At 33.5% G+C, this 11,682-nt stretch carries 10 protein-coding genes and 1 riboswitch; of the genes, 3 read left to right on the top strand and 7 right to left on the bottom strand.

All coding sequences use genetic code 11. From position 1 onward, the window contains the following. Positions 1-121: 121 nt before the first annotated feature. Positions 122-1,018, bottom strand: coding sequence for a response regulator (locus tag Q0977_RS06435; protein WP_119416592.1), 897 nt, complete (start codon positions 1,016-1,018; stop codon positions 122-124). 1 nt (position 1,019) lies between these two features. Further along, complete coding sequence (locus Q0977_RS06430) at positions 1,020-2,288, bottom strand: sensor histidine kinase (RefSeq protein WP_119416591.1); 1,269 nt, start codon at positions 2,286-2,288, stop codon at positions 1,020-1,022. A 416-nt stretch (positions 2,289-2,704) separates the two neighbouring features. On the opposite strand from Q0977_RS06430, the gene Q0977_RS06425 reads away from it, so the two are divergent. Both Q0977_RS06425 and Q0977_RS06420 read left to right on the top strand, forming a co-directional pair. Then, positions 2,705-3,493, top strand: a complete 789-nt coding sequence (locus tag Q0977_RS06425) for an ABC transporter ATP-binding protein (protein ID WP_124217431.1) — start codon at positions 2,705-2,707, stop codon at positions 3,491-3,493. A 149-nt stretch (positions 3,494-3,642) separates the two neighbouring features. Further along, complete coding sequence (locus Q0977_RS06420; protein WP_119416589.1) at positions 3,643-4,344, top strand: pirin family protein; 702 nt, start codon at positions 3,643-3,645, stop codon at positions 4,342-4,344. An 89-nt stretch (positions 4,345-4,433) separates the two neighbouring features. Here Q0977_RS06420 and Q0977_RS06415 read toward each other — a convergent pair whose 3' ends face one another. From Q0977_RS06415 to Q0977_RS06395, 5 genes are all read right to left on the bottom strand, one after another. Beyond that, positions 4,434-5,429 (bottom strand): methyl-accepting chemotaxis protein, encoded by a 996-nt coding sequence (locus Q0977_RS06415; protein WP_119416588.1) that lies wholly within the window; start codon positions 5,427-5,429, stop codon positions 4,434-4,436. Between the two features lie 196 nt (positions 5,430-5,625). Then, positions 5,626-6,360 carry an amino acid ABC transporter ATP-binding protein gene (locus Q0977_RS06410; protein ID WP_299511590.1) on the bottom strand — a complete coding sequence of 245 codons (735 nt, stop codon included), beginning with the start codon at positions 6,358-6,360 and terminating at the stop codon, positions 5,626-5,628. 23 nt (positions 6,361-6,383) lie between these two features. Beyond that, positions 6,384-7,133 carry an amino acid ABC transporter permease gene (locus Q0977_RS06405; RefSeq protein WP_299511587.1) on the bottom strand — a complete coding sequence of 250 codons (750 nt, stop codon included), beginning with the start codon at positions 7,131-7,133 and terminating at the stop codon, positions 6,384-6,386. Positions 7,134-7,211: 78 nt separating this feature from the next. Then, positions 7,212-8,066, bottom strand: coding sequence for a transporter substrate-binding domain-containing protein (locus Q0977_RS06400; protein ID WP_299511584.1), 855 nt, complete (start codon positions 8,064-8,066; stop codon positions 7,212-7,214). Between the two features lie 192 nt (positions 8,067-8,258). Continuing rightward, positions 8,259-8,443, bottom strand: a riboswitch (Lysine riboswitch). A gap of 135 nt (positions 8,444-8,578) precedes the next feature. After that, positions 8,579-10,045: a hypothetical protein gene (locus Q0977_RS06395; RefSeq protein WP_299511581.1), complete on the bottom strand. Its 1,467-nt coding sequence runs from the start codon at positions 10,043-10,045 to the stop codon at positions 8,579-8,581. A 343-nt stretch (positions 10,046-10,388) separates the two neighbouring features. On the opposite strand from Q0977_RS06395, the gene guaC reads away from it, so the two are divergent. Then, positions 10,389-11,372: a GMP reductase gene (guaC, locus tag Q0977_RS06390; protein WP_299511579.1), complete on the top strand. Its 984-nt coding sequence runs from the start codon at positions 10,389-10,391 to the stop codon at positions 11,370-11,372. The last annotated feature ends 310 nt before the right edge of the window (positions 11,373-11,682 follow it).

Genomic DNA, 11,682 nt, shown 5'->3' with positions numbered 1-11,682 from the left:
TCCGACATTATCCGACATTTTTAATGATATAAAAATTCAAAAAAAATTAATTTTAATATAACTTTTCTATTAAATAGATAGGTTTTATGCCGATTTGAGATTAGTTTTTACATATAATTACTTATTTTGGCGGATGCTTGAATTTTTCATTTGCCTCAACATATAAAACTTGCAAAAATTTCTTAACATTGATTTTAGGTTTTTTAGAATCCATCTCGTTCTCTTGAATAGTCTTCATCAACGATCGAATTTCAGCAAACTCAAAATAGCGAGGTGCATAATATTCAAATTCAGGATTTGTATAGTCTACAGCTCCGAGAGTTGCTAGGTTGTTCATCGCAATAGAAATAGTTCGACGAATCCTCTGTTCGATTGCTTTACTCTCTTTCATTATTTCTGCACCGCTAAATTTTGTCTGACTAGCTAATTTTTCATAAATATCTTTTAACGGTGGAATTTGCATGGACTTTTCTTCATTTGAAGATAACAAATCGATGATTGTTACTATATCATCGCTTCCAACTTCTCCGAGAATCCCCATATCATTTAATATGGAAGAAACAACATCCTTAATCGTACGATGGGTTTCTTCTTTTGTTTCCTCTTCAAAGTGTAATATCGACTTTCGAATTGTTAAAAGTGACTTTTTTAGTAGTAGTCGTTCTGATGTTTTTTTTAATACACTTTGTACCTCGATACGATTAATTGGTTTGTGTATAAAAAATTCAATATCCTTTTCGTAAGCTTCGCCTATCATTTCCTTATTTTCAACTTGAGAAATCATGATAAAATGTCCTCTAAAACCTTGCTTACGCAATTGGTCAATGGTTTCTATACCATCTAATTTCGGCATTAAAAGGTCAATTAGTACAAAATCGGGGTCAGTTGATAAAATAGGATCTAATGCATTAACCCCACTATCAGCTTCTCCAATTATGACACCCATATCCCCATCTAAAATAATCTGTTTGAGCATGCGACGACTTGCAACATCATCATCTACGATAAAGTACCGCAACTTACTCCACTCCTTTTTGTATATTCTTGCGAGGTATCTTAATGTGGAAAGTGGCCCCTAAGATTGGTCGTTCAATATAAATTTCACCCTGTAGCATTTGGACAATTTCCTTTACATGAGATAATCCAATTCCGGTTGCAGCTACACCTTGTTGGTTAAATTTTGTTGTAAAGCCAGGCTCAAATATAATACCTAAGTCTTCCTCAGCTATACCTTTGCCTGTATCTTGAATAGCAAAATGAATCATCTCTCCCTGTTCAATGATTCTTAATTCAATACGGCCGTCTTCATCTATAGCTTCAATCGCATTTGCAGTAATATTATTAAGAATGGCAAGCAAAGGGATTTGTTGCGTCAATGGAAAATCAATTGTGTTTTCAATTTTAAATTCTATGTTTTTATTTAACATTTCGCTATATTTAATATTAGCCGTTACGACAAATTCTACAATATTCGATAAGTAATATTCGACATCTGTTTTAGGCATTGTAATATTAGATAAACCTGAAAAGATTCTTTGCGCATCCTTTTTTACTTCATGGATTTCCTGGGAAATGTGCAAGGCCTTTACACTTTGTTCCTGTGACTGTTGTTTTTTTAATGTTCTATATAAATCATAGCTGTCTGCCATAATTTGTTCGATATGATTCATTATTTTTTGCAAATACAATGTTTCGACATATAAATCTGATCCTAGAGTGAGCTGTTGATCTAGTCTTTTATGTTGTTCAGACGTAATAATCGAGCTATATATCCCTACTACAAAAAAACTCCTTAATATGGCTACCAAGATGATTAAAAACCAATCGTAAAATCCTAAATAACTATTTGGTAGGATAAAATAACGAACAATATGTTCAGCACTATTAGAAATAATTTCTATAAAGGTTGCCAAGATGCCCAATTTAAGAGGTTGCTCAATAAAACTTCTAACATCTAAAAGTGTGAATAATACAACATACACAAAATAAAACAAAAATGCAGGATAGTGTTCAATTAGACTATCAGGAAACGTACCATTATATATTAAAACACTTGAAAATACTCGAAAAAGAACTACTGTTAAACCTGTTATAACCCCAGTACGTATAACAGATCTCGGTATACGGATTAATATTAATAATAAGAAAGTAATACTCCCCAATCCAAAGCGAAAATCTTCACCATTAAACGGTATGAGCTTAATTTCGCTACTTATTGCTGTAAAACTTGCAATGAGTAATATCCAAATAACTTCAGTTCTCAACCATTTAAATGATATTGAATTCATAAAAATCACCTTATAAAAAAGACTTATAGTCTATTTTAACATTGTCAACATCATAAAGAAAAATTTTTATTGAACGAGAAAGATAGCCCTTACAAAGATAAATACCCTTTGGATTCATATAATCCAGAGGGTATTTTTTAAAGTACTAATATTTTTTGAATAGTTTTGTTTGGAAAGTGTTCGAATCTAACTTCCTGTATGGCTACTTTATTATTAATAATTGGTTATTATTTAATGTTTCTTCACGGGCACGTTTATGTGATTCAACATTTTTTCTATTTATCACCATACAATTTTATAAATCATCCAAAATCATTATTGACAGTAATTACTAATTAGAATTATGATAATGATCAGATGAAATTGATTTTCATTCTCATTAATTTGTTTGCTTATTATAAATTGGAGGTTGAATAATGGTCCGTTTACTTACTAATAACCTAAGTGTTGGCTATGGTGAAAAGCTGATTTTACAGAATTTAAACATCGAAATTCCTGATAAGAAAATCACCACCATCATAGGTTCAAATGGCTGTGGGAAATCTACCTTACTAAAAACAATGACTCGAATTATTAGTCAACAAGCTGGCTACACTGTTTTAGACGGTGAGGATATTGCAAAACAAAAAACAAAAGATCTGGCACGCAAAATGGCGATTCTTCCGCAGACTCCTGAAAGCATCGACGGATTAACTGTCGGTGAACTTGTCTCTTATGGTCGTTTTCCTTATCAAAAGGCTCTTGGAAAACTAACGAAAAGAGATTATGAAGTAATTGACTGGGCTTTAGAAGTGACAGGTACTTCTGATTACAAATATCGTTCTGTTGACGCACTTTCAGGTGGACAGCGCCAACGCGTCTGGATCGCAATGGCCCTTGCACAAGAAACAGAAATTATTTTCTTGGATGAGCCAACTACGTATTTAGATATGGCCCATCAATTAGAAGTTCTCACGCTGCTCCAAAAGTTAAATAAAGAACAACAACGCACCATTATTATGGTACTTCATGATTTAAATCAAGCGGCTAGGTTTGCTGATTATTTGATTGCGTTAAAAGATGGGGAAATTATCAAAGCTGGAGAATGTGAAGAAGTTATCCAACCAGAAGTTTTAAAAACTGTTTTTAATATTGATGCTTTTATTGGTTTAGATCCTCGTACAAAAAAACCAATTTGTATTACATACGATCTCATTAAAGAGTAAGAAAAAGATGTCTTATGAGTTGAATTTAACCTTATAAGACATCTTTATATATATATTAAGTTGAAAGGTTTGACTAATTATAAAATTGCTTATAAAATTATCTCGAATTAAAGATATTTTCAAGATAATTATTTGAAGGGAAGATTATTATGCTTAGAAAAGTTGACCATCAACAAATGGGGACTAGCCACCTAGGTTGGTTAAACAGTACATTCCATTTTTCATTTGCAGAATACTACAATCCAAAAAACATTCAATTTGGTGCATTACGAGTTATAAATGACGATTTAATCGCACCTCATACAGGATTTGACCTTCATCCTCACCGTGATATGGAGATTATTTCTTATGTTGTCAAAGGCGCACTTACACACCAAGATAGCATGGGAAACAAACATACCATCACACGAGGGCAAGTCCAATATATGAGTGCTGGGACAGGCGTTTTCCATAGCGAACATAATATGGGTGATGAAGAACTAAGAATGCTTCAAATTTGGATTTTACCAGATCGTCATGGGCATACTCCACATTATGGTGAGTTCTTATTCGAAATGGATGAACGCAAAAATAAATGGCTCCATATGGTCTCAAACAAGAATGGAACCGCACCAATTCAAATTAACCAAGATGCTAATTTATATGCAATAGAATTAGAAGCTAGTAAGGAAATTAATTTTGAAGTAGCCAAAGGACGCCAAGCTTATCTTGTAGATATAGAAGGTCAGGCTACGATAAATAATGTTCCACTTGAAGCACGTGATGGCTTAGAAATCGTAGAAGAAAACATTCATATCAAAGCCGAAAATACAGCACACATTTTAGTGATTGAAATGGCAAAAGTAGATTAATAATACTTTGGTTTAAAAAATCGAAAGAACTCACCAAAAGGCGAACAACTGGTGGAAGTTGTTCGCCTTTTAATTAAAAAATATAATAACTATATCGACTCAATAACAATAACAGACCAGCCTTTCCCCTTATAGGCATTGTACCCTTCAGTTAAACAATATGCACAAATTTGATTGTTTTCAATCACATATCCACGGTTATCAGCTCCACTAGTAACCTTTTGAACCGCCTTCATATCACTCAAATTTTTACTCAAAACATTCTCTCTATCTTTTGATGCAATTACAATACCCTCTTTGTTAATAACATATAATTGAGAGGATTCATCAATTTTAACATTGTCAATAATGTCATATATAAAATCCCAGTTAAAGCGAGTAGAAAATACACCCCTAACTTGACCATGTTCATCTCTTATTGGACATGAATACCCCATCGTATATCCCTGAACAACTTCAGAATAATACATATCCGTTACATATACATCATTATTGCTAATAGTTTCTCTAAACCATTCCCGATTAGCCATACTCTTGCCAACTTCACTTTGATTTTTCGCAGTGACTATAATATTACCGTCTAGGTCAACTACTAGCAGTTCAAAATACACTTCGTAAATTTCATATATATTTTTTAATAAGGCCTGTGCTTCTTCTCTAGTTTCAAGTGTTGGATTAGCTATGACATTTTTAACAGCATCAAAAGTAGCCCACGCTTGTACATCACAATTTCGTTCAAACAAATTACGATCAATTTTATCAATCGTATCATATGCAATGTCAACTGTTCGAACAGCAATTATTTCATTTGCCTTTTGTTGAATAGATTTAATAATTTCTTCACTTTCTTTACTTGCATCCATACTGGCAGCAGCAAACTTATTAATCTCTTTTGCAACTACTGAAAATCCACGTCCTGCTTCTCCAGCCCGAGCCGCTTCAATACCAGAGTTCAATGCTAGTATTTTGGATTGCATGGAAATCTTCTGTAACTTTTGCATAACATTTTGCATTTCTCGATTTTCAAATTTCAATTCATTCATCAAAGTGGAAACATTAAGGTTTTCGTTTTCAGTGTTGATCATATCTTCAACCCCCTATGTATAAAGTTCTCTACTAAATAGTATAACACCTATTTGTCTAATTTTTCTGATTTTTATGTAAGGTTTATTAACATGTTTTCTACAAATAGGCCAATATTTGATATCATATATCTATTTTAATTCCAAAGGATCATACAGAAAAAGCTGTCACCCAAAACGTGAGATGACAGCTCTATTTTTATTTTAAAGCGCGGTTTAAAAATGCCTTCGTCCGTTCGTGTTTCGGATTATTAAACACTTCATCAGGGGTATCGTCTTCAACAATTACACCTTTATCCATAAATACAATCCTATCCGAAACTTCTCTTGCAAACTCCATTTCATGCGTAACAATAATCATGGTTAATCCGGACTTTGCTAATTCCTTCATAACCTTTAAAACTTCTCCAACCATTTCAGGGTCAAGCGCTGATGTTGGTTCATCAAATAATAATGCATCAGGCTGCATGGATAAAGCTCGAGCAATCGCAACCCTTTGCTTTTGTCCACCTGACAATTGGCTAGGTCTCGCATTTAAATAACGATCCATACCAACTACCTTTAGATATTTCATAGCTACTTCCTTAGCTTCCTCTTTTGAACGTTTTAAAACCTTTGTTTGCCCAAGGATACAGTTACTTAATACGTCACAATTATTAAATAGATTAAATTGTTGAAATACCATTCCTAAATGCGTTCTAAACGTATTAAGATTATGCTTATCTGCTAGAATATTTTTACCTTTATAAAAAATCTCCCCGCCACTTGGTGTTTCAAGCAAGTTTATGCAACGCAAAAGTGTTGACTTTCCTGACCCAGATGATCCAATAACACATACTACTTCACCTTTTTTAACAGAAAAATTAACGTCTTTTAATACTTCATGTGTACCAAAGGATTTACTAAGATGCTGAATATCGATAATGGTTTCCATAGTTTTTTCTCTCCTTTGTACCTCTATTTCGTCTGTTCCGGTCTACGGATATATGTAGCGTCATCTAACATTTGATAATTTGCATTACCCGAGAGTTTACGTTCAAAGAATCGCAAAATTTGCGTAACAATAATCGTCATTACTAGGTAAATCACACATGCTACAAAGAATGACTCAAAGTATCGAAAGTTATTTCCTGCAATAGATTTTGTTTGGAAGTACAATTCGGTCACACCAATTACATTTAATACAGACGTATCTTTTATATTCATAACATATTGGTTTCCTGTTGCAGGTAAGATATTGCGCATTACTTGTGGCAACACAACATGAATCATTGTTTGCCAATGGTTCATCCCTATAGCTCGAGCCGCTTCAAACTGTCCTTGTTCAATACTCATAATCCCACCACGAACAATTTCAGCCATATAAGCGCCTGTATTAATCGATACGATAAAAATTGCTGCAAAAGTACGATTCATATCAATACCAAACAACAAATCTGATCCGTAATAAACGACCATTGCTTGCACAATCATAGGTGTGCCACGGAAGAACTCAACATAAATTGTTAAAATAGCATTGATAATTTTCAAGAGCCACTTTTTAGCTCCACCATTGCCCTTTGGAATTGTATTAATGACGCCAATAATCAAGCCGATTAATGCGCCAATAATAGTCCCGATTGTTGAAATAACCAGTGTCATCCAAGCGCCTCTTAAGAACATCGGCCAGTTATTTGTAATGATATTGATAAACCATTCTAAGCTCATTATTACTCCTCCTTAAAAGCATAACAAGAACTACCAATTGCAATAATCACAATCGGTAGCTCTTTAAGTTCAATATAACTATTTAGCTGCTGGTTGATTTTTGATCGCTTCATCCATGATTTGTTCACGGTCTGCTTCTGAAATTCCTTTAAGGATTTCATTGATCTTATCTGTTAAATCACTATCTTTTTGTAAACCAACCGCGATTGCTGTATCTTCTTCTGAAGTTTTAAATCCTTCGCCTTCAGTAAACTCTACCATTGCAAACTTGTCGTTAGCTGCTGTTGCTGAAACAGCTTCAGGTTTTTCTGAAACGTAACCGTCAATTTTACCTGATTCAAGTGCAACGCGCATTGCTGGGAAATTATCCATTGCAGTTTGTTTTTTAACGCCTTTAATTTGATCGATAACTGTATAGTGGAAAGTGTTCAACTGAGCCGTCACCTTCGCACCTTTGAAATCAGTAATTGATGTTGCACCATCATATTTGCTACCCTTTTTTACAACCATTACTAAATTAGATTTATAGTAGATATCTGAGAAATCTATTGTTTGTTTACGTTCTTTCGTTGGTGACATACCGGCGATAATGGCATCAATTTTCCCAGAAGTTAGTGCTGGTACAAGACCATCCCATTCTGTTTTCACAACAACTAATTTCTTGCCTAAACCATCTGCGATTTTTTGCGCAATTTGCACATCATAGCCGTTTGCGAATTCTGCATTTCCTTTAATAGCAACACCACCATTTGAATCGTCTGATTGTGTCCAGTTAAAAGGTGGATATCCTGCTTCCATACCTACTGTAAATGTATCTTGTTCCTCACCATTTCCTGATGATTCCGACTTTTTAGAATCGCCTGTGCCACATCCTGCTAATACAAGGATGGCCATTAATAAAACACCAGTTAATAATGTCCATGTCTTTTTCATATTTCCCTCTCCTTTAAAAACAGTTCCCTTATGTGTAGAAAAAGAGCTAAATGTCTAATCTTTGCATCTACCCGTTCAGCCAATTCTATTATTCATTGGCCATACAGGTACTTCGATACAAAAATAAAAGGAACCTGAGTTGAACTCAGGTTCCAGAATATATCTAGTCCCAAATCCTCCACTTTTATCCCAAAATGAGATAGCTCAACTCAATAAACCAGGGTAGCTTATTGAGACAGTCTTACAATTATTCATTGCAAGCCCAGCATGTAATATCGAGATCTATTACAAACTTCGGCAACATTTCCTTCTTCCCGGTTTCACCGCTCTCTCTAACTCCGCCAAGAACTAATAAATATCGCGCCTCTACCTCACCAATAAGTGAGGTCGTATTTACTTGTTGTGAACAGTCTACAATACTAGTGTTTTTCTGTCAATTCTTATTTTCTAATTATTTTTAAGATTTATAGTTTTCGGAAATCCATTGTTCATTCAAATAAATTTATTTACTATTATCCTTCTCTTAGAACATCTGAGAATTCGTAATAAACCTCACCTGTAGTTGCATCGATTCTTTCTATTCTTCTGTTTTGAGGGAAATCCATTACATAATCTAATCCATATAAAGTTACATCTTCATCTTCGTCTTCATAATTTATCGTACGTGCTAGTTTCATTTGTAAATGCTCTTTAAAAATTGTTTTAGCTACTTCTATAGACACAACAGGCTCCATATTCATCGCTAATAATTGTGATTCGTCAGGTAAAATAATCGAGCAATCACGAATTACACCTGTATAAACACCGACATTTACATGGATGGAATATTCATCCATACGAATTCCTTCATAATGGCGAATAAACGTGAATGTTGTGAATGGTTCAAAGTTAAACTCATCATCTTCATCTAAACCTTCATCTTCATCTGCTTCCATCTTTTCGAGTTCCTCAAAAAATTGACGTTCTTCTTCTGTTAAATCTTCTTCATTTAAAAATTCAATATCTTCATCTTCTTGAAGTTGATCTTCAAGTATATATTTATCATGAATATTGCCAATAATAGCTTCTAAAAATATTTTTGCCCTTTCTTCTAACAACTCTTCTGGCAATTCTTCTGACTCTTCCCATTCAACACTAGATTCATAATCTAATTGTAAATCATCAGTTCTTTCAATTTTAACTATTGGGTCTGCAGTCTGGACATTTTCTACATCCAATGAGTCATACCAGAATGTCCCGTTTTCTGTTTCTACTTTATACATATCATCCGTTACACCCAATAAGCTTTCCACTGATTGAGTTACTGTCACCGGCTTAAATTCATGTGTATCAGCAGCTTTTTCTTCTAAAAACTCTTCTGTTGTCGCTATTTGTCCATCTACATGGACTGCTAAATATTCACGATTTGGATAGTATACTAACTTCATCTCACCACTATCTTCAAATATGCCTAGTTGCACCAAAGGATATCGACAAATAATTTCTTTAGCATCTTCTGCTGAAATCTGGATATCTGGGTATGTTAATTGATAGTAAGATTGGAATAACACTGCCGAAATAATAAATCCTTGCTTATTAATTTCAATTGTTACCCCGGAATTAGGTATAAATAAATTTAAAGCCGTATCCTTTTCTTCAAAAATGACCATGTAAGATTCACCATTCCATTGTGTCATTTCTTTAAAATGCAAACTTTCCCGGCAGAAGTCTTTTGCAAAGTCTTCAGCACAACCGATTAATTCATCGGGTGTTAATTCTTCATATTCGTCCAAAGAAACGTCATTATGTTCCATAATCTCTTCCATATCAATCATGAAAGATGTAAGCTTTTGTTCATCATTAAGCTCTATATGGCCATATATAAGACCTCTATGCGCATCTATAATTTCTCCAATAGTTTGGTCATCCTCATCATATTCAATTGAAATAACTGGTCTTCCAATAATATAATCCCTTAAAATAAATTCTAAATTTTTCATCAGTTGCTTCCTCTCGTTATTCTTTATAAGCCATTTATTTTTATGTAAGTAATCCCTTTTATCCTATATATTATCAATTCAGTTCCTATTGCCCTTAAAACCTGATTTTATCATAAATAATTGAGTTCGTCTTAAGTTGTTACGTTAAACAGATCTACCAACGTGAACCTATTCTACTTTCTTAAATCTTATCTAATTTCCTCTCAAACCTCATTTAAAAAACTACTATTTTAGTAATTTTGCAAAAAAATTTTGACATTAGGCTAAAATTAATGTAAATTACCAAAGGGCGAACGTTTTTTAAATAAACAAAAATAATATTCGTTTTTAGGAGTGTTTTTTAATGGATAATGTATTTGACTATGAAGATATTCAATTAATTCCCGCAAAATGTATTGTGAATAGCCGTTCTGAATGTGATACAAGTGTTATGCTCGGTGGTCACAAATTTAGACTTCCTGTTGTCCCTGCAAACATGCAAACAATAATAGATGAAAATATTGCTATTAAATTAGCTGAAAGTGGTTACTTCTATATTATGCATCGCTTCAATCCAGCAAATCGTGCAGATTTTGTAAAGGACATGCAAGCACGTGGCTTAATCGCTTCTATTAGTGTCGGAGTAAAACCAGAAGAATACACTTTTATAGAAGATTTAGCGAAAGAAAATTTAACTCCTGACTATATAACAATTGATATTGCACACGGTCACTCAAATGCAGTGATCAATATGATTCAACATATTAAAAGACTACTTCCTACTTCCTTCGTTATTGCCGGTAATGTCGGTACACCTGAAGCTGTTCGTGAACTTGAAAACGCTGGTGCTGACGCTACTAAAGTTGGAATTGGGCCTGGTAAAGTATGTATTACAAAGGTTAAAACTGGTTTTGGAACTGGTGGCTGGCAATTAGCTGCCCTTCGTTGGTGTTCAAAAGCCGCAACGAAACCTATTATTGCAGACGGAGGTATTCGGACTAACGGCGATATTGCCAAATCCGTTCGCTTTGGTGCAACAATGGTAATGATTGGTTCATTATTTGCTGGTCATGAGGAATCACCGGGTAAAACGATTGAAATTGATGGTAAGTTATATAAAGAATATTTTGGTTCTGCATCTGAATTCCAAAAAGGTGAAAAGAAAAACGTCGAAGGTAAAAAAATGCACGTTGAACATCGTGGCCATTTAAGTGATACGCTTATTGAAATGGAACAAGACCTTCAATCGTCAATCTCTTATGCCGGAGGTACAAAACTGGAATCCATTCGTAATGTTGACTATGTAATTGTTAAAAACTCTATTTTTAATGGTGACAAAGTATACTAAATAATTTTAAATCACCTTACACATAGCCTAAATAAAATCGATTAGAGCATCCTTACGTTCAACAAGAAGGATGCTTTTTTATTTTTCAAATACATTATATTATCGTAAATTCTGTAATTTATTTTTTAAATTTAAATATATATTTATAAATAAAAATACAAAAGATGCAAGAAAGAAATAATTTATAAAGGAAAACAGACCTATTCTTAAATCAAACATTGATATCTTTTTTACTATGTATATAATATATAATAGTATACATGGTTTATGTATATTTAATCATTTAATAATTAAAAATTTTGCAATTACT

It is taken from the genome of uncultured Rummeliibacillus sp. (genome assembly GCF_934216135.1).
Lineage (GTDB): Bacteria > Bacillota > Bacilli > Bacillales_A > Planococcaceae > Rummeliibacillus.
The sequence above is the reverse complement of the archived record's forward strand: the minus strand, read 5'-3'. Positions and strand labels throughout refer to the sequence as shown.

Bases quoted from the DNA above. Each gene is read 5' to 3' on its own strand.
- Q0977_RS06430 (WP_119416591.1), bottom strand. From the start codon at position 2,288: ATGAATTCAATATCATTTAAATGGTTGAGAACTGAAGTTATTTGGATA.
- Q0977_RS06425 (WP_124217431.1), top strand. From the start codon at position 2,705: ATGGTCCGTTTACTTACTAATAACCTAAGTGTTGGCTATGGTGAAAAG.
- Q0977_RS06420 (WP_119416589.1), top strand. From the start codon at position 3,643: ATGCTTAGAAAAGTTGACCATCAACAAATGGGGACTAGCCACCTAGGT.
- Q0977_RS06415 (WP_119416588.1), bottom strand. From the start codon at position 5,429: ATGATCAACACTGAAAACGAAAACCTTAATGTTTCCACTTTGATGAAT.
- Q0977_RS06410 (WP_299511590.1), bottom strand. From the start codon at position 6,360: ATGGAAACCATTATCGATATTCAGCATCTTAGTAAATCCTTTGGTACA.
- Q0977_RS06405 (WP_299511587.1), bottom strand. From the start codon at position 7,133: ATGAGCTTAGAATGGTTTATCAATATCATTACAAATAACTGGCCGATG.
- Q0977_RS06400 (WP_299511584.1), bottom strand. From the start codon at position 8,066: ATGAAAAAGACATGGACATTATTAACTGGTGTTTTATTAATGGCCATC.
- Q0977_RS06395 (WP_299511581.1), bottom strand. From the start codon at position 10,045: ATGAAAAATTTAGAATTTATTTTAAGGGATTATATTATTGGAAGACCA.
- guaC (WP_299511579.1), top strand. From the start codon at position 10,389: ATGGATAATGTATTTGACTATGAAGATATTCAATTAATTCCCGCAAAA.